The organism is Anaeromassilibacillus sp. SJQ-1, assembly GCF_046693725.1.
GTDB lineage: Bacteria > Bacillota > Clostridia > Oscillospirales > Acutalibacteraceae > Anaeromassilibacillus.
Genome location: NZ_JBKEIV010000044.1, coordinates 202,070 through 221,067, shown reverse-complemented (window position 1 = coordinate 221,067; position 18,998 = coordinate 202,070). Strand labels below are relative to the sequence as shown.

Annotated in this window: 17 protein-coding genes and 3 pseudogenes; 17 read left to right on the top strand and 3 right to left on the bottom strand. The window is 47.9% G+C overall.

Features of this window, described 5'->3' with window-relative positions; translation table 11 throughout:
* Positions 1 to 8 precede the first annotated feature (8 nt).
* From ACGCCZ_RS12675 to ACGCCZ_RS12605, 15 genes and pseudogenes are all read left to right on the top strand, one after another.
* A complete protein-coding gene (locus ACGCCZ_RS12675; RefSeq protein WP_007860263.1) occupies positions 9 to 482 on the top strand; it encodes a PcfB family protein in 474 nt (157 codons plus the stop codon).
* Positions 479 to 1,462, top strand: a pseudogene (locus ACGCCZ_RS12670) (type IV secretory system conjugative DNA transfer family protein); the annotation flags it as partial. The gene ACGCCZ_RS12675 and the pseudogene ACGCCZ_RS12670, both read left to right, overlap by 4 nt.
* Before the next feature lie 60 nt (positions 1,463 to 1,522).
* On the top strand, positions 1,523 to 3,409 hold the full coding sequence (locus ACGCCZ_RS12665) for a recombinase family protein (RefSeq protein ID WP_330378750.1): 1,887 nt from the start codon (positions 1,523 to 1,525) through the stop codon (positions 3,407 to 3,409).
* Complete coding sequence (locus tag ACGCCZ_RS12660) at positions 3,406 to 3,750, top strand: TnpV protein (RefSeq protein WP_033119194.1); 345 nt, start codon at positions 3,406 to 3,408, stop codon at positions 3,748 to 3,750. Before ACGCCZ_RS12665 ends, ACGCCZ_RS12660 begins: the two co-directional genes overlap by 4 nt.
* 136 nt (positions 3,751 to 3,886) lie before the next feature.
* Positions 3,887 to 4,717, top strand: a complete 831-nt coding sequence (locus ACGCCZ_RS12655) for a TraX family protein (RefSeq protein WP_025483373.1) — start codon at positions 3,887 to 3,889, stop codon at positions 4,715 to 4,717.
* Between the two features lie 300 nt (positions 4,718 to 5,017).
* Positions 5,018 to 5,542, top strand: a complete 525-nt coding sequence (locus tag ACGCCZ_RS12650; RefSeq protein ID WP_015516227.1) for a hypothetical protein — start codon at positions 5,018 to 5,020, stop codon at positions 5,540 to 5,542.
* A 127-nt stretch (positions 5,543 to 5,669) separates the two neighbouring features.
* Positions 5,670 to 6,029 (top strand): DUF3847 domain-containing protein, encoded by a 360-nt coding sequence (locus tag ACGCCZ_RS12645; protein ID WP_055191773.1) that lies wholly within the window; start codon positions 5,670 to 5,672, stop codon positions 6,027 to 6,029.
* Complete coding sequence (mobQ, locus tag ACGCCZ_RS12640; RefSeq protein WP_215684634.1) at positions 5,995 to 7,491, top strand: MobQ family relaxase; 1,497 nt, start codon at positions 5,995 to 5,997, stop codon at positions 7,489 to 7,491. The genes ACGCCZ_RS12645 and mobQ overlap by 35 nt, the downstream gene beginning before the upstream one ends.
* A complete protein-coding gene (locus ACGCCZ_RS12635) occupies positions 7,488 to 7,790 on the top strand; it encodes a hypothetical protein (protein ID WP_024729653.1) in 303 nt (100 codons plus the stop codon). Before mobQ ends, ACGCCZ_RS12635 begins: the two co-directional genes overlap by 4 nt.
* 11 nt (positions 7,791 to 7,801) lie before the next feature.
* Positions 7,802 to 9,675: pseudogene (locus ACGCCZ_RS12630) on the top strand (AAA family ATPase).
* 142 nt (positions 9,676 to 9,817) lie between these two features.
* Entirely contained in the window at positions 9,818 to 9,976 is a 159-nt protein-coding gene (locus ACGCCZ_RS12625) for a transposon-encoded TnpW family protein (protein ID WP_006428300.1), read from the top strand.
* A gap of 32 nt (positions 9,977 to 10,008) precedes the next feature.
* Positions 10,009 to 10,593 (top strand): annotated as a pseudogene (locus ACGCCZ_RS12620) (type IV secretory system conjugative DNA transfer family protein); the annotation flags it as partial.
* Between the two features lie 190 nt (positions 10,594 to 10,783).
* Complete coding sequence (locus ACGCCZ_RS12615; protein ID WP_007860198.1) at positions 10,784 to 13,813, top strand: antirestriction protein ArdA; 3,030 nt, start codon at positions 10,784 to 10,786, stop codon at positions 13,811 to 13,813.
* Between the two features lie 4 nt (positions 13,814 to 13,817).
* Entirely contained in the window at positions 13,818 to 14,027 is a 210-nt protein-coding gene (locus ACGCCZ_RS12610) for a transposon-transfer assisting family protein (protein ID WP_007860197.1), read from the top strand.
* Between the two features lie 392 nt (positions 14,028 to 14,419).
* The gene (locus ACGCCZ_RS12605) at positions 14,420 to 15,154 is read left to right on the top strand and encodes a hypothetical protein (protein WP_044962452.1); all 735 of its coding nucleotides are present in this window, start codon (positions 14,420 to 14,422) and stop codon (positions 15,152 to 15,154) included.
* 70 nt (positions 15,155 to 15,224) lie between these two features.
* Here the strand turns inward: ACGCCZ_RS12605 and ACGCCZ_RS12600 are convergent, their stop codons facing one another.
* From ACGCCZ_RS12600 to ACGCCZ_RS12590, 3 genes are all read right to left on the bottom strand, one after another.
* The gene (locus tag ACGCCZ_RS12600; RefSeq protein WP_007860193.1) at positions 15,225 to 16,559 is read right to left on the bottom strand and encodes a relaxase/mobilization nuclease domain-containing protein; all 1,335 of its coding nucleotides are present in this window, start codon (positions 16,557 to 16,559) and stop codon (positions 15,225 to 15,227) included.
* A complete protein-coding gene (locus ACGCCZ_RS12595) occupies positions 16,520 to 16,849 on the bottom strand; it encodes a plasmid mobilization protein (RefSeq protein WP_002584958.1) in 330 nt (109 codons plus the stop codon). Before ACGCCZ_RS12595 ends, ACGCCZ_RS12600 begins: the two co-directional genes overlap by 40 nt.
* Before the next feature lie 201 nt (positions 16,850 to 17,050).
* On the bottom strand, positions 17,051 to 17,407 hold the full coding sequence (locus tag ACGCCZ_RS12590) for a helix-turn-helix transcriptional regulator (protein WP_002584957.1): 357 nt from the start codon (positions 17,405 to 17,407) through the stop codon (positions 17,051 to 17,053).
* 398 nt (positions 17,408 to 17,805) lie between these two features.
* On the opposite strand from ACGCCZ_RS12590, the gene ACGCCZ_RS12585 reads away from it, so the two are divergent.
* Complete coding sequence (locus ACGCCZ_RS12585) at positions 17,806 to 17,991, top strand: cysteine-rich KTR domain-containing protein (protein WP_003431289.1); 186 nt, start codon at positions 17,806 to 17,808, stop codon at positions 17,989 to 17,991.
* Positions 17,992 to 18,007: 16 nt separating this feature from the next.
* Positions 18,008 to 18,991 (top strand): 23S rRNA (adenine(2503)-C(2))-methyltransferase RlmN, encoded by a 984-nt coding sequence (gene rlmN / locus ACGCCZ_RS12580; protein ID WP_002584956.1) that lies wholly within the window; start codon positions 18,008 to 18,010, stop codon positions 18,989 to 18,991.
* The last annotated feature ends 7 nt before the right edge of the window (positions 18,992 to 18,998 follow it).

Here is an 18,998-nt window from a genome sequence, read left to right as displayed (position 1 = left end):
TTGATACCTTGCAGGAGGAAGTAACCCAAAAAACGATTGCCCTATACGTCAAAGTGGGAAAAGGCGCGGCGCGGCTTACCGAACAGGCGTTGCAGAAAGCAATCCGAAAGTTTTTGGAGCAGAAAAGCAAGCCCGCGCATGGGAAACAGACCATGCGCCAGCTTATGAAGCAGAACGCGGGCGTTTCCAACATCGAGATCACCGACAGCAATATTAAAGCCTTTGAGAGTACGGCGAAGAAATACAACATAGATTTTTCGCTGAAAAAGGTTAAGGGCGAGCAGACCCGTTACCTTGTGTTTTTCAAAGGCCGGGACGCGGACGTTATGACCGCAGCATTTCAAGAGTTTTCCGCAAAGAAGCTGAACCGGGATAAAAAGCCCTCTATCCGCAAAGCCCTTGCCGCTGCAAAGGACAAGGCGAAGCAGCTTAACGCCGCCCGCGACAAGGTAAAGAAAATAGACAGGGGGCGCGAGATATGAAGCAAATAAACTACAAAAAGCTGATACTTCCGAATATCCCCTATGTGTTCTTTGTCTATCTCTTTGATAAAGTCGGACAGGCGGTGCGACTTGCCCCCGGCGCGGATATATCCGCAAAGATACTGAATATCACAAAAGGATTTTCCGCAGCATTTGAAAACGCCTTGCCGAGCGTGTACCCGCTGGATTTGCTTGTTGGCATTGTAGGCGCGGTGGTTATCCGCTTGATTGTCTATGTCAAAGGGAAAAACGCAAAGAAATACCGCAAGGGCGCGGAGTACGGCTCTGCCCGATGGGGCAACGCCGAAGATATAAAGCCCTACATTGACCCGGATTTTCAGAACAACATCATTTTGACGCAGACCGAACGCCTTACCATGAACAGCCGCCCGAAGCAGCCGAAATATGCGAGAAATAAAAACGTCGTGGTGATCGGCGGCAGCGGCAGCGGCAAGACAAGGTTTTTCGTAAAGCCTAATTTAATGCAGCTTCATTCTTCCTACGTCTTGACCGACCCAAAAGGCACCGTCCTAATCGAGTGCGGAAAGCTGCTGCAACGGGCAGGCTACCGCATTAAGGTACTGAACACGATAAACTTTCGGAAAAGTATGCACTATAACCCCTTTGTCTATATCCGCAGCGAAAAGGACGTGTTAAAGGTTGTCAATACCCTTATTGTCAATACCAAAGGCGAGGGAGAAAAAAGCGCGGAAGATTTTTGGGTGAAAGCCGAGAGATTATTATATTGCGCGTTGATCGGCTACATTTGGTATGAAGCCCCCGCCGAGGAAATGAACTTTACAACGCTGCTTGAACTTATCAATGCAAGCGAAGCACGCGAGGACGACGAGGAATACCAAAGCCCCGTTGATCTGCTCTTTGCCGATTTAGAAGAACGCAGCCCCGACCATTTCGCGGTGAAGCAATATAAAAAATACAAATTGGCGGCGGGTGTTGTATGCTCTAAAAGACTTCTTAATCAAGCGGTTGGGAAGTCTCTTAGAACACACAACCTAAAACCGAAGAAAGGAGCGCAAGTTATGAGAAAAAACGAGAAAATCACAGCTCTGTACGAACGACTGAGCCGTGATGACTTTGGCAAAGATGATGACCAACAGCGTGAGAGCAATTCCATTTCCAATCAAAAGGCTATGTTGGAGGAGTTCGCCGCACGGCAGGGCTTTACGAACATTGTCCATTTCACGGACGATGGCATTAGTGGTACTTGCTTTGACCGTCCCGGATTTTTGGCAATGATGAAAGAGGTTGAAGCCGGGAATGTGGAGTATCTGTGCATCAAGGACATGAGTCGCATGGGTCGTGACTATCTGAAAGTCGGTCAGATTATGGAAATCCTGCGTCAGCGTGGCGTTCGCCTTATCGCCATCAATGACGGCGTGGACAGTGCCAGAGGGGACGATGATTTTACCCCTTTCCGCAACATTATGAACGAGTATTACGCCAGAGACACCAGCCGTAAAATCCGTTCCACTTTCCAGTCCAAAGGCAAGTCCGGCAAGCACCTCACAGGCACAGTCATTTACGGCTATCTCTGGAACGAAGCCAGAGACCAATGGTTGGTTGACCCCGAAGCCGCAGAGGTGGTCAAGCGTATCTTTGCCATGACGATTGAGGGCTACGGTCCGTATCAGATCGCCAGCAAGCTGAAAGAAGAAAAAATTCTCATTCCGTCCGCTTACCTTGCCCAGCACGGCGAGGGCGTGAACAAGAATAAGACTTTCAAAGATGTGTACGGCTGGGGTTCTTCCACCATCTGCAACCTTCTTGAAAAGCGTGAATATCTGGGACACACCATCAATTTCAAGACCCGAAAGCACTTCAAGGACAAGAAAAGCCATTATGTCCCGGAGGACGAATGGACGATTTTTGAGAATACGCACGAAGCCATTATTGACCAGCAGACCTTTGACCTTGTGCAGAAAATCCGTGGGAATGTCAGACGCTACCCGGACGGCTGGGGCGAAGCAGCTCCCCTCACAGGCTTGCTTTATTGTGCCGATTGCGGCGGCAAGATGTATGTCCACCGTACCAACAACGGCAAGCGTATTTCTCAATATACCTGTTCCCAATACAGCAAAGTCCCAGTTGGAAAGCTCTGCACGACACAGCACCGTATCAATGAAGATGTGGTACTGTCCCTTGTTTCCGAAATGCTCAAAGCTATTGCCGAATATGCCAAGCATGACAGAGCCGAGTTTGTCCGTGTGGTGCAGGAAGCACAGTCCAGCCAGCAGACGGCAGAGGTCAGGAAACAGCGGACACGCCTTGCCACAGCAAAGCAGAGAGTTTCCGAGCTGGAAGTCCTGCTCTGCAAAATCTATGAGGACAACATTTTAGGCAAGCTGTCCGACAGCAGATACGCCACTCTGGACGCTCAATACGAAAAGGAACAGTCCGAGCTTACCGCTGAAATCTCTGTTCTGGAAAAGGCTGTCAAGAGCTATGAGAAGCACGAAAAGGACGCTGACCGTTTTATCGCTCTGATTGGTAAGTATGAGAACTTCGACAAGCTGACCATTGCCATGCTCAACGAGTTTATCGAGAAAATTCTTGTGCATGAGCGTGACCGCAAAGGAAGTATACAGACCACACAGGAGGTTGAGATTTACTTCAATTTTGTTGGGCGTTTCGTTCCCCCGGCGTTTGGAGAAGTGGAGCTGACCCCGGAGGAATTAGAAGAAATCCGCAAGCGAGAGGAACGCAAGGACAGACTTCATCAGAACTACTTGAAGCGTAAAGCCAGCGGAGCGCAGAAGCGATACGAGGATAAAATCAAGGAGCGGAAAAAGGCAGAAATCGAAGCCAAGAAAGCCGCCATTCGTGCAGAGGACATTGCAAAGGGCGTGTTCGTCCCTGTCAGCAGCTTACCGCAGAGAGAGCCAATGAAAGGAGTACAATCAGCATGAATATCACTTACACACAGAACGGCGATTATCTTATCCCGAACATCGTTATCCGCAAGACCAAGCCCATCGGACACTACGGCAGACTTCGCAAGGCGTATCTGGAAATGCACCGCCCGATACTGTTCAATGAACTGGTGCTATCCGACAAGCTCTTTGAACATTGTGCCGAGATTGACGAAGCGGCACGAAACCGCATGGAGCTGATCGTGCGGTCACTGGCAGAGCAAAACGGTGTGACTGAGCAACTGAAAGCCGATAATCAAATGGAATGGGTGCGGCAGATGAACGCTTGCAAGGCACAGGCAGAGGAGATTGTGAAAGCAGAATTGATTTATGATTGAGTGAGGAAGTGCCGGGCAGAAAACTGTTCGGACTTTTCTCATATATTCCAAAGTTGCGATAGAATTGTTCACGAGTTTTATGGTATAATTTGAATGCGAAAAATCGTAGAATTGGAAGTTGGTAGGAGGTTGCTTTATGAGCCTTGATAGGAAAATAAATCGCATTCAATTTCTCTCAGGAAATTCGCTAAAGGTTATTGCTGTACTGACAATGCTTATTGACCATCTATGTAAAATTGTGCTGCAATGGCTGCTATCAAACTACTGGGGGGCTATGGCAGATAACGGGCAAATGTCGTGGGAGAGATTCCGAGAGATAGATTATTTCATACGGTTTGATTTGCAAAGCATTGGGACGATTGCTTTTCCGCTATTCTGTTTTTTGCTGGCAGAAGGATTCCAACACACAAGAAGTAAAAAACGCTATATTGGGTTGATGCTTGCATTTGCCCTTATTTCGGAAGTTCCATTTGACATAGGTTTCTTTAGTGCGTATTCACGAATGGAAGATACATTTCCGTTTTACTTGAAGTATCAAAATGTATTTTTCACCTTGTTTTTAGGCTTATTGACATTGGTATGCCTTGAAAGATTTTCGTGTAAATCAGACCTACCGGTGGATAGAATAAAATCAGCAGTCCTGCAAGTTCTCAGTGTAGTGCTTTTTTCCGGCATTGCGGAAGGAATCCATTGTGACTACGGTATGCAGGGGATCTTATTCATATCAGCATTTTATATTTGCCGTAATCACCGAATCTATCAAGTGTTGCTGTTCCTTTTGGCTTACATGGGGACAACGGGGAATCAACCGCCTTTATGTACGCTTCTTGCCTGCTTGCTTATTCTGCTATACAACGGAAAGCGTGGTAAACTGAAGCTAAAATACTTCTTCTATGTTTTTTATCCAGCACATATCCTTGTCCTATATTTGATTCAGATAGGACTCGGAAAATACTTACTGAAATGACTAATTGCAGTTTGTCGAGAAATTAAGCCGGAGCAAACCCCTTTAGGAACTAAAGGGCGCACTTCTATACTCTCTGTCGAGAGTAGTGCGCCCTGCGGAGCTTCATTCTCCGTCAGCAGAAGAAAACTGCATGACCGAGAATGTTGCGTCACTTCGTTCCGTCAAGGTGGCTACACCCCCTTGCGCCGCTAAAGCGGCTATCCCCTGTGGACTTGCCGTCCGCAAACGGTTTTGACAAACCGTTCGCCGCCAGCAAGTTTGAAAATCAAGAATCTTAATTTGATAAAGGAGTGTGATTCTATGAAAAAGAAATTACCCATAATCCTCTTGGGTGTTATTTTGGCTTGTGTGTTGGTTTTCGGTTTCCTTTATGCAAACAATGACATTGGTAAAACCGCAAACAGTTTAGAAGCAGACATTCGCCAATCTCAAAAAATTTTGGATGATTGGATTGTTGATGGAAGCATTTCCGACACAATGGCTGCATTTATTTCTTACCCACAGGACAAGACAGACCACACTTTTTCTGTCTATGTAAATCGCCCTGGCTTGTCTTTTGGATATTTCTTCCGTGGTGGTGGAGATATAGTTGAGGTTGATGATTACATTGCAGAGTTTGTTGTTGAGGGAAATAACGAAAGGGCATTTATCTCAATGAATACCCAAAATATTGTTCGACTTGAAGTAGATGATGGCAACGGCATTCAGGTGATTGATATTGATAGTGGCAAGCCTTTCGCCATTGTCCTGCCCCTCAATGTAGGAAACATCTGTTTCTATGATACGAATGGAAATGTTGTGGAATATCTTCGCCAACAACTTTGACCAACTTCAATTTACCGAACTGAACACAACAACTGAATACCGAAAAACTGACCGTTGACTGGTCGCAATCTGCGAAAAGTTGACGGTCTTTTTTTATCCCCATTTTCAAAAAAGGAGGTCACGAAAAATGGCAAAACCGAAAAACCTTGAACAGCTCCGAGCCGAAAAGGAACAGGTCGAGACACAGCTTGCACAGGAACAGCACAAGCTGGAGCGTCTGGAGAACAGAAAGAAGTATCTGGAGAAAGGCGAGAGACAAAAGCGCACCCACCGTCTTTGCAATCTGGGCGGCACGATTGAGAGCCTTGCCCCGGAGTTCAAAGATCTCACACGCACCGAAATGACGGAGCTGATGGAGTACATCTTTTCTCTGCCCGAAGTCCAGCGAGCCGTCCGTCACATGGCGATTACCCACATCAACCAAGCGAGCAGAGGAAAGGAGCAGAAAGCCGATGGCACTATTTCATCTGAGCGTCACGCAGACTAAGCGAAGCGCAGGACAGTCCGCTATTGCTTCTGCCGCCTACCGTGCCGGGGAGCGATTGTATAGCGAGTATTATGGCGAATACAGCGACTACACCCGCAAGGGCGGCGTGATATGCTCCGACATTCTCCTGCCGTCCCATGCACCGAAAGAATACGCAGACCGTCAGACCCTATGGAACGCCGTGGAAAAAGCCGAGCGTGGAAAGACGGCACAGCTTGCATACAGCTTTGACATTGCTTTGCAGAATGAATTTTCCCTTGAGGAAAACATCGCTCTTGCAAGGCAATTTTTATTGGAGCAGTTTGTGAGCCGTGGCATGGTGGTTGACTTCGCTGTACACCAGCCAGACAGAGAGGACGGCGGCATACCCAATCCCCATTTTCATGTGCTTTGCCCCATCCGTCCCATCGAGCAGAACGGCAAATGGGGCTGTAAGCAGCACCGAGTTTACGAGCTGGACGAGGACGGCAACCGTATCCGGGACGCAGATGGAAACTTTGTGTTTAACGCCGTTCCCACTACCGACTGGGGCAGTCCCGAAACGCTGGAATACTGGCGGCAGACATGGGCGGAGCTATGCAACGCCAAGTTTGCTGAAAAGGGGCTTGACGTTAGTATCGACCACCGAAGCTATGAGCGTCAGGGCGTGGAGCTTCTTCCCACCGTCCATGAGGGCGCAACCGTCCGGGCAATGGAGAAGAAGGGCATACGCACCGAGAAAGGCGAGTTCAACCGCTGGATCAAAGCCACCAATGCCGTTATCCGGGACATTAAGAAGAAAATCGCTCACCTGTTTGATTGGATTGCCGAAGCAAAGGTGGAGCTTGCCAAGCCGCAGGCACCCGACCTTGTTTCTCTGCTGAACGCCTATTACACCCAGCGCAGAGCCGGGGCGTATTCCCAGAAAGGTAAAATCAGCAATCTAAAGGAGATGAACGAGACTTTCAATTATCTTCGGAGGAATGGCATTTACTCCCTTGAAGATTTGGAAAGCCGTGTCAGCGAACACAGTGCTGCCACAGAGAGCTTGAAGAAAACGCTGGATGAGCAGACGGCACGAATGAAAGCGATTAAGCGGCTCTATGACAGCTCCGCCGCTTTCCAGAACTTGAAGCCTGTCTATGACGGCTTGCAGAAAATCAAGCTTGAGAAGCCCAGAGCCAAGTACAAGGCAGAGCATGAAGCGGAACTGATACAGTTCTACGCCGCCAGACGAAAGCTGACCGGGGAGTTCCCAGACGGCAAGGTGGATATGAAAAAGCTGTCCGACGAGTATGACGAGCTGGAACAGGCGCACAACACCACCTATGGCGAGTTTAAGACCGTCAGAGACGATTTACACCGCCTTTGGAAGGTCAAGTCATGTGTAGATACTGCCGCCCGATTTAACGAGCGTACAGAGGAACAAAAGCTCCAAAATCGACCCCAAACACGACAGAAAAAGGAGGATATGACACGATGAAAAAATACGACTGGAAGAACGAGTACAACCCCATCCGCAGAACGGCAAAACGCCTTTTGAGCGGAGAAGCTTTGACCGATGGCAGACCGCTTTCCGACCTGATCGAGCTGGACGAACACACCCGGAAATGCCTTGCCTTTGAAGCCACCCTCACCGACCGCCAGATTGATATGTTGCAGGAGCTGGGCTATCTGCCTGTTATCATGAGACAGTACGGCGAGGAATGTGCGAACTGCCCCTACACGCTGGACGAGCGTGAGCATGGCATTTGCAGACGATGCGCTGTTTTCAAGAAGTAAGGAGGACGCCCATGCAGTACACCCAAGCACAGATCGACCGGGCAAACGCCGTCAGTCTGGAAGATTTTCTCCGCACACAGGGAGAGACACTTATCAAAAGCGGACGGGAATACCGCTGGAAAGAACATGACAGCCTGACCGTCCGGGGAAACAAATGGTTTCGCCACAGCCAGAGCAAGGGCGGCTATCCTATTGATTTTGTCATGGAGTTTTACGGCAAGTCCTTTCCCGAAGCAGTCCAGCTCTTAACCGGCGAAAGCGCCGAGGGACAGAGCGAAGCCAGCACAGCACCGCCCACAGCGTTTCACTTGCCCTTGCACAACAGGACAGCCGACAGAGCAATCCAATATCTCACAGAAAGCCGAGGTCTCAACAAAACGCTTGTTGAGGCTTTTCTTCTTTCCGGGGATATTTACGAGGACGCAAAGCGGCACAATGTTGTGTTTGTCGGCAGAGACCGAAGCGGTACGCCGAGATACGCCCATGTGCGAGGAACGGCAGACCCATTCAGACAGGACATTGCCGGGTCTGACAAATCCCTATCCGTTCCACTATGAGGGAAACGGCAACCAGCTCTTTGTCTTTGAAGCACCGATTGACCTTTTGTCCTTTATCTGCCTTTATCCGCAGGACTGGCAGACAAGGAGCTACCTTGCCCTGGGCGGCGTTTCAGGCAAAGCCCTTGACCGTTTTCTTTCTGAACGCAAGGACATCCGAAAAGTGTTCCTCTGCCTTGACAGCGACACCGCAGGAAGTGAAGCCTGCACCCGGCTGGCACAGGACATTCCCGGCGAGATCGCCGTCATTCGCCTTGTCCCGGTAAGGAAAGACTGGAACGATGTTCTCCGTCAGCAAGGGGACATTCCCAGCCGCAAATTCATAGCCGAGACAATCACGCTGCGAGAGCTGCCCACCGCCCAGCCTGTCCCCATGCTCCGCATGGCAGATGTGGAGCTGACGAGCGTGGATTGGCTATGGTTTCCGTATATCCCCTTTGGAAAAGCTGACAATTATCCAGGGCAATCCCGGCGAGGGCAAGACCTACTTTGCCATGCGCCTTGCGGCGGCTTGCACCAATCGAAAGCCTTTGCCCGGTATGGAGACACTTGAGCCTTTCAATATCATCTATCAGACCGCCGAGGACGGTCTGGGTGATACCGTCAAGCCCCGACTGATAGAAGCAGACGCAGACCTTGAACGAGTGCTTGTCATTGACGATAGAGACACACCGCTGACCCTTGCCGATGAACGCATAGCAAGGGCAATCCGGGAAAACAGCGCAAGGCTGGTTATCATTGACCCGGTACAGGCTTTTCTGGGTGCAGATGTGGACATGAACAGAGCAAACGAGGTGCGCCCGATATTCCGCAGTCTGGGAGACATTGCACAGGCTACCGGGTGCGCTATCGTGCTGATCGGACACCTCAACAAAGCCGCAGGAACGCAAAGCACCTACCGGGGATTAGGGTCTATCGACATTACGGCGGCAGTCCGCAGTCTGCTCTTTATCGGCAAGCTGAAGGACAGCCCCACAACGAGGGTGCTGATCCATGAGAAAAGCTCCTTGCGCCGCCCGGACAGTCCATTGCCTTTTCTCTGGGAGACGAGAAAGGGTTTGCGTGGATAGGAAGCTTATGACATTACCGCTGACGAGCTTCTTGCCGGGACGGACACCGCCAAGACCGAGAGCAAGACCGCACAGGCGCAAATGCTCATTCTGGAACTGCTTGCGGACGGAAAGCGTATGCCGAGCGCAGAACTGGAAAAGGCAGTCAATGAGCGTGGGATTTCCTCACGCACCATGAGGACGGCAAAGAGCCGTATCGGGGACAGACTTGTGACCGAGAAAGACGGCACAGCATGGGTCTGCTATCTCCGAGACTGACAACAGGAACACGGCAAGCATGGCAAAGACGGCAAGGTTTTTATAGATACCTTAATGTTGCCGCCTTGCCTTGTTCCCTCATACCGACACCGCTCGATGATGAACAGTCACCGGGCATTTTTCATTTACAGGAGGATTTTGAATGAACAATACCGCAACCAACACCGCCACTTGCCCGACTGTCAGAAAGCAGATCGGCAAGACAACCTATATCGTCCGTGTCCATTTCAGCCAGACCGCAAAAGAGACGATGGAGGACAAAATCAAGCGTCTGCTCCGTGAGGAAGTCCGCAAAATGTGACTTCTTTTTGAATTTGATGAAAAAGTCCTTGACTTTTCGTCTCTGGCAAAACGGCAAAATCAATCCTTATTTCTTGCGGTGCGCGTCTTGCCCCTTTTGATATAGAGGAACTCCGGGAACTCATGTCCTATGATGAATTGGAACTTGATACATTGGGCGACAGGAAAACCGCGCTTTTCCTCATAATGAGCGATACCGACGACACCTTTAATTTTGTTATCGCTATTCTGCAATCGCAGCTTTTCAATTTGCTTTGTGATAAAGCGGACAACGAATACAACGGCAAATTGCCTATTCATGTCCGGTTTTTGCTTGATGAATTTGCCAACATCGGGCAGATACCCCGCTTTGATAAGTTAATTGCGACCATTCGCAGCAGGGAAATGTCCGCTTCTATCATTCTGCAATCGCAGAGCCAACTAAAAGCCATTTACAAGGACGCGGCAGAAATCATACTTGATAATGCCGACAGCACCTTGTTTTTGGGAGGACGTGGGAAAAATGCAAAGGATATTTCGGATAACTTGGGACGGGAAACAATCGACAGTTTCAATACTTCCGAAAATCGCGGCACGCAGGTTTCTCATGGACTTACTTATCAAAAATTAGGAAAGGATACGCCGCAGGCAGAAAGCGGAAAGTGAGAGAAACAGGCGTTTACGGATAAAAACAACTACATAGCAAGCACAGCAAACGAGTACCCGTTTGCGAGAAATGCCCGCGCTGCTCTTGGAACGGCGCGGGCATTTTGCTTGTTGGGATAGTCCCAAACCCTTATATGACCGAGAAAGGACGTGATGAAACAATATGCCGTACACCTCATACGACCATGACAAATTAGAAGCCGCCGAAACCATGCGGATAGAACGCCGGATATATTTTGAAGCAAAGGACGGAGATATTGCCCCTTATGCTTCCTTGCCGATTGCGCAGCTACTTTCCATGCGCAGCGAAAGCGCGGCGGCAGAACAGGCGATTTTTGACAGCTTAAAGGAGCAAGCCGCCGCATGGGAAGAACAGGCGGGGAAAACGCTTTTGCTGGATAAAGCACTTGAATATGTGAGAACGCCGCACGTCCAGCACACCGCTAATGAGTGGCAGAAAAATGAATATGACCGATATACCCGCAGCAACCGGGTATATCAGATGAATTACTACATTTACGAGAATACCCGCTATGACAAAGAAGCGCAGAAATCTATCCCGTATTCATGGACGCTTACATGGAGCGTGCGCACCAACAGCCCAAGCAGAACCCAAGCGAAGATTGCCGGACAAGATAGAAAGGTTTTCACCGATAAGGCGGCTATGGAAAAGTATCTGAATGGGCGTATCAAAGCGTATGACCGCTTGTTTACGGAAATCTCCCCGCCTATCCCGCAGGAGTACGCCGACTATTTCAAAGTAAACGGTATGCTCATGCCGGACTACACCATAGAGGGCGAAGAACCCCCGCAGCAGCAACAGGCGGCAGCTATCCCCGAAAATACCGGGCAGGAAAAGGAGCGTGAACACATGAGCGAACAGTTTTCTATTATGATAGGCAACCGCAGCCGCTTTGAAGCGGGCGACCCAAGCGGCTATTGGCTGGATATGCCTGCCACAAAGGAGCAGTTACACGAAGCTATGCGGAACGTAGGCATTACCGCAGACAACCCGCAGGATTTTTCCATTCGCGGCTATTCCGACGACCCGGAGAAACATATTGCTTTGCCTTATGAAATGGTATGCGCCGCCGACGTGGACGAACTCAATTTTCTTGCGGCGCAGCTCGAACAGCTTGACCCCGCCGAGGTTGGCAAGCTGAACGCAGCTTTGCAGCAGAAAAACGGGCTTGCAAATATCGGACAGGTAATTGACTTCACCTACAACGTGGATTTTTACGTCCATATCCCCGAAGTACATACCTACCGCGATTTGGGCGACTATTACTTATATCAATCCGGCATGGTACAAATGCCCGAAGAATGGAAAGGCGGCATTGACCTTACTACTTTCGGCAGGAACGCCGCCGCGCAGGAAAAAGGCGCGTTTACCGAATACGGCTATATCGTGGAAAGCGGCGACGAGTGGGAACGGCAGTTTGAGGGGCGCGAAGTGCCGGAGGAATACCGCATTATGAGTTACCCGCAGCGGTCGCGCGGCGAACAGGACAAAGCCTATATGGACGCAGCCGAAACGCAGCAAGCAGCCGTACAGGCCGCAGAGCCGCAGCAGCCCCGCCCCGTCGTCCCCATTATCCTTACTTCCGAAAAGCCCGCCGAAAAGGTAAAGGAGATCACCGCCCGTTTGGAACAGGGCGTACAAGCGATTTTTGACAGCGACCGCTACAAAGAGTTTCTAACCGCTATGTCGAAGTTCCATGATTATAGTTTGAATAACACTATCCTAATTGCTATGCAGGGCGGCAATTTAGTAATGGGCTTCCGTCAATGGGAAAAGGAGTTTGACCGCCATGTAAAGAAAGGCGAGAAAGGCATTAAAATCTTTGCCCCCGCACCCTACAAGGTGAAAAAGCTGGTTGATAAAATCGACCCCGAAACGAGAAAGCCCATGCTTGACCGCGAGGGAAAAGTGGTAAAGGAAGAAACGGAAATCACCGTCCCCGCCTTTAAGGTTATAACCGTCTTTGATATTTCGCAGACCGAGGGCAAGGAGTTTCCCGACCTTTCCGTTAAACCGCTGCTTGCCGATGTGGAGCAGTACGAGGATTTTTTCGCCGCCCTTGAAAAAGCGTCCCCCGTCCCGATTACTTTTGAACAGATTACAAACGGCGCAAACGGGTATTTCAGTCTAACCGACAAGCGCATTGCAATCAAAGAGGGCGTGAGTGAATTACAGGCGGTAAAGACCGCCATTCACGAAATCGCCCATGCGAAGCTGCACGACGTGGACTTGAACGCCCCGCCGGAAGAACAAAACCGCGTTGACCGCCATACCCGCGAGGTAGAAGCGGAAAGCGTCGCTTACACCGTCTGCCAGCACTTTGGGCTTGATACGTCCGATTATTCTTTCGGCTATGTGGCGGGTTGGAGCAGCGGCAAGGAAATGACCGAGTTAAAAGCGTCCCTTGAAACGATACAGGCCACCGCAAAGGAACTCATTACCGAGATTGAGGGGCATTTTACCGAGTTGCAGCAGCAACGGCAAGCCGAGCAGGAACAGCAAACCCCCGTATTTGACAAGCTGCCGCCCGAACAGCAGCAAGCCTTGTCCGACACCGTAAAAAACACCTTGCAAATGCTGGTTGACGCAGATAAGCGGATTTATGGCGACGTTACAGGCAAGACCCTTGAAGCAATCGCGGCGCAAGGATATTCCTACAAGGACGGGCAGCTTGAAAAGCAGCAGCCGGAAGCGACCCCCGAAAGCCTTTTGACGGGTGAAACCGTTAGAACGCCGAGGGGCAATTTTCATATTACCGATATGAGCCGGGAACAGATCGAAGCGTCGGGCTTTGGTTTTCACCATGCGTCGGAGGACGGGAAGTATCTCATTATGGGGAACGGCACACAGGCTTACGCCATAGCCGCCGAGCAGCCGCAGCGGGATAATCCCTTAAAGCACGTCGAGGACACCATAGAGCAGAACGACAACAATTTTGACGGGATTATCAATAACACGCCGCAAACGCCCACCGTCGCAGATTTGGAGCAGCGGGCAAAGGCGGGCGAAGCAATTTCCGTTACCGACCTTGCGAAAGCGGTAAAAGCCGAGAAACGGGAGCAGCCGCAGAAAAAGCCCTCTATTCTGAAAAAGCTGGACGAGTATAAGAAACAGGCGGCGCAGCAGCCGAAAGATAAACAGAAAGAGCATAAAAAGGATTTGGAGGTTTGATAGCATGAATATCTGCTTTACCATAGAGGAAGAAAACATTGTTGCGATCTACGCCGAGGACAGCCGAGAAACAACGCTTGAAAATATCCTTGCCGCCATGCCCTACATGGACGAGGATATGCGTCAGCTTGCCGCCGCAACGGTAAACAAGCTGCAAGCCATGACGGACAGCGAGTTTTCTGAACGGGAGTTTATCTTGACCGACGAGGAATAGTCCATAGAAACAGGGGCGCGGTTGCCGATTTCCGGCGCCGCGCCCCTGTTCTTTTTTGTCCTTGCGTGGACAATTAGAAAGCCGTTTTTGCGGGTTTTAATATAAAGTATCGTCTACGCCGTTTCCCCGCGCTGGAAGCCGCAGAAATACAGGCGTTTTCAGCCCTTAACATTCCACTTGTTACCCTTGCTTTTCTAAATTAACCGAGCAACAATTTTGAATTTGCATGGGTGATAGTAAAACCTATTTTCTTTAATCCATGTCTTTTCATATTTCTTGGTAGAATGAAACAGTTGGATATGGTATAATAAAAAAGCACATTGTGCTTTTTAGAACTCTAAATTCAATAAATGAGGTGCAAAGGAATGAGGAAACTTCTATGTGCCATTTCGATGGCAGCTTTATTGGTAAGTATGACGGCCTGCAATTCATCGCAGGATAATTTTACGCCTGATTATGAATCGGCGATAGGGGCAATTTTTATAAACAATGAGCAAGAGTTGCCGGAAAATACAAAGGTCTATGCGGATTTTGCAGATAATAGCTACTCATTTGATTTGGACGCTGCTTGCGTATATTATTTCTCTGCCAGTGCAGATGTTGCTTATGCTGGAGATCAGAACTTTACCAGTATGACGTTTGGGGCAAACTTGGACAATGATTCCGTGGGTGCTGAAGGCGCGATAGCATATCTTCCGCAAGAGGAATCCGAAAACTCTGTTACAGCTTACTATCTGTATCATGATGAAGAAGGGGTATATTTTGATACAGAAACTTATTTTGACCGCATGGAAATCACTGATCAATGTGCCATGACAGGAATTGATTATTCCTGCCAAGTTACATTTGAAATTCAACAACCGACAACATCTTTTTCCATGATATATTATGATGAAAACCATTCGGAAATCTCCAAAACAGATTACACCCCAGAGGAAGTTACTGACTATCAAACCTTTGAATTAGGGAGTGAAGTTGGTTCGGTGGAAATCATTTGTTATGACGCTAATGGTTCAGAATTAGAAACAATGACAATTACTCCGGATAATCCCAGTACGGTGATTTGTTTTGATGATGGAGGGCAGATTCTTGCCAGCCGGTATCTCCGCTTTACTTGGGAAAAGTAATCTTGAGTTATCAAGCAGTACCAGTAAGGACAGCCGAGTAAATCGACTGTCCTTTTTATTTATGTTTGGTTTATCGCTCCTGCTCCCGCGCCTTGCTTTGGGACGGGTAAAGAATACTATCGACGTTCTTTTTGACAATGCCGTACTCCTGCATTTGCTTTTTCGCTTGGCGGTAATCCTCATACAATTTGCTTTTCCTGTCGTTTAAGCTGCTATACTCCTTGCGCAGCGCGGCGAGATCGGGCAGCTTCTTTATCTGCATTTCCCGGAGTGCCTTTGCCGCAGCTTCAAACAGGATAATTTCGCTTTCATGCCCCCGCAGATACTTTTCCTTGTCCCGCGACTTCTTGTATTCCTCGTAAATCGGTTTTAACTGTCGGTATGTGGTGGTGTGCTTGATAAGCAGCGACAAATCAGACATACGCTGTTCTACCTCTTTAACCGCCCTTGCCGCCGCGTCATGGGCGGTCATAATATCCGCAATTTTGCTTTCAAGGTCGCTGTAATACTCAATCTTGTTTTCGGTTAGGAAGTTCATGCTTTTAGCAGCCTGTTTCAGATTATGGATTTTCGCCCACCGTTCATAGCCCGCCGACTGTTGGGCTTTGATACTGTTTTCAAGATCGACGACAAGCCGGATTTTCTTATCTTCCCGCAGCGTTTTTGTTTTGGCAACATACACGCCCTTGATACGCTCCTTTATCGCTTCTTCCGTATAGGCCGCGCCGAGCGTCTTTGTGCGGGTAAACCGTTCCTGTCCGGCAGCGCGAAAGGAAATGTATTTGCCCTGTTTGATTTCATACCCCATTTCCTGCAAGCGGCGCAGCAGTTCGTCAAAATCTTTCACTTGGGGAATGAGAGTATCTATCGCCGTTTTCAGCTTTGCTTTGTAGCTTGTCCCTTGCTTTTCGGCGGTGTATTCTGCATAGCTTTTTCCCTTGTCCTGTCCCGGTACGACGACGGATAGCCCATGCTCTTTACATATCCTGTCGCTGGTGCGCCGGATAAAGTGATAGCTTTGCTTGTTGGAATGGTACTTTTTGTAGTCAACGAAGCTAACCGCGTTGAAAATCAAGTGATTATGCAGATGGTCTTTATCGACGTGAGTTGTCAAAACAAACTCATACTTGCCGCCTAATACCGCCCCGGCAAGTTCCATGCCGATTTTGTGCGCTTCTTCCGGTGTGGTTTCTCCCACCGCAAAGGATTGTATCAAGTGCCGCCCTAAATGTGTGCCGCGATCTCCGGCAGCTTCCCGCGTCCATGCAAACTCAATATCGGCGGTTTCCAGCCCGCAGCCGAAAGAGGACGCAAGCAGCTTCCCGTCTGTCTTTTCGGGATTTAAGATATAGTCTATCGCAGCCTTTAAGGTTGATTTAATAGGGTGCGTCTTTGTAACCGCCATATCTCGTCCACCGCCTTTTTAATGTCCTCTATATCCTGCCTGTAAACCGTCCCCGTCGCATTGGCGCGTTTTGCAATTTGGTTGATGTTCCGGCTCACCGCTTGCAGTTCCCGGATATATGCTTTTGTGTCGCTTCGGTCAACGACAAGAATATACCCGTCTATCGCCATTTTACGGAAGTATGCCCCATACTGCTTTATGGGAAGCTGCTTCATCTTCTCGTCGATCAGCCGCTTTTCTTCTTCCGTAACGTAAAACTTCATCTGTATATTTCTCTTTCGGTTTTCCATTTCCGCACCGCCTTTCGGTATAAGGGTTTGGGATTATCCCAACAAGCATTTTCCGCAAACGGGTACTCGTTTGCTGTGCTTGCTATCTACTCCATACCCCCACCGAAAGGCGGTATTTGTTGCGCGTTCCTTTGATTTTGGACGCAAAAAAAGATTGCAGCCGCCATGCGCTGCAATCTCCCGATTTCTCATATTGTGAGGTTAATCCTCTGCTTTTTCGACTTCCGTTATCTCCCTTGCTGTTGCGGTTACAATCCGTATGCCTTTATCGCTCATACCGTCCAGCAGCGCGTCAAGCTGCCGCCGCCCGGTGGATTTCTCCGCATTGCTGTTCGGGAAGAAAAATTGATCTACCGAAATATGATACCGGGTTACAAGGTCATAGAATACCTGTAAACTCGGCTGTTGTCCCTTGTTCTCGATATTCGCAAGGTAGCGCGGGGAAATATATAACTCGTCGCTTACCTTTTTGCGGCTCTCGCCGTATTCATTTCTCGCGGCTTTTATAGCTGCCCCGAAAGCCTTAAAGTCGTACAATGGTACGGGTCTTTTTGCCATTTTCATTCACCCTGTTACATTTTACAGTTCACCTTTCTTTTTGGATATGTCCACACAATTCATATCATTAGGTTAAATACTTCCTGTTGTGTATTGACAGTAGACTGATTTTCTGATAAAATAAAATTTATGTAAAAGGAGGCGGCGTTTATGTTGCATAGCATGCGTATTAGATAAGCATTGAAAAAAAGGATTTTCCCATTTTCAACATGGGCTTTTTTGTCATGCTTATTTTGCGGATGCTATACAAAAAACTAACGACGTATAGATATAGTATAGACATAGTGCAAGCTATGCCTTAGTTTTGTTGTACTGCTCTGTGCATTATAAATGCAGGTCAATGCTCATGTTGAGGATTGACCTGCATTTTTTTGTGTAAAAAGGACGAGTGAAATATAATGCTTAAAAAATATTGGATAAAATGTCCGATTTGTAACGGAAAGACGAGAGTTCAAGTATTTCATAATACTGTATTAAAAGATTTTCCTCTTTTCTGCCCTAAATGCAAATTGACGCATATCATTGATGTAGAAAAATTAGAGATTGTAATCAAAAATACAGAAAAACAAACTTTTATTATTTAGAAGAAAGGATATAAAAATGAAACGTTTACCTAAATATACGCCTGCGGAAGTACGGAATGATCCATACGGATTTACTTACAAAGAAATGTCGGAAGTTATTGGCGAGAATGAAGCAAAAGCCTTATATGAAGAATTATATAAGCAATTACCACGCAAAAAAAATCTATCAATGTTGGTAAAAAATATTTGCAAAAGCAGTGATACTGAAAAGTATGTTTACGAACTGAAAGACAACAAATACATTGAAACGGTTTTTATCAAGCGGCGAGATGGTGGAACTGTTTGCGTGAGCACACAAGTCGGTTGTCCTGTTGGTTGTATTTTTTGTGAGTCCGGGCGAAATGGCTTTGTTCGTAATCTAACATCGTCAGAAATCGTACAACAGATTATATTGTTGCGTCGAAAAGTAAACCGTATCGTTTTTATGGGTATGGGAGAGCCTTTATTCAATTATGACAACTTGATAAAAGCAATCCATATTCTCCGAGATAGATATGGGCTCAACTTTCCAACCGACGGCATTACCATATCAACAGTTGGTCCGGTCGATCAATTAAAAAAATTGCGCGAGGAACATCTTAAAATTCAGTTGACAATATCTTTACACGCAGCAACACAATCTGCAAGAAATCGTATTATTCCTCACATGCGCATATATGCTATTGAAGATGTTGTTAAGCAAGCCTTATCCTATTCTGAAAGGCATAATCGCAAAATTGTCTTTGCGTATTTGCTTTTACCGGGTATAAATGACCGGCCCTCAGATGTAAGACAACTTGCAAAATGGTTTCGGGGCAAAAAAGTTATGATTAACGTGTTACAATACAACCCAACAAGCAATTCAAGAATTAAAGCACCACAGAAACGGGAAATAGTTGCATTCAAACATCAATTAGAGCAAGCAGGACTTGAAGTTACTATGAGAGTTTCTCATGGCAGAGAGATTAACGCGGCTTGTGGACAGTTAGCTAACACATATAATAAATTCAAAAAAAAATGATTAAAAG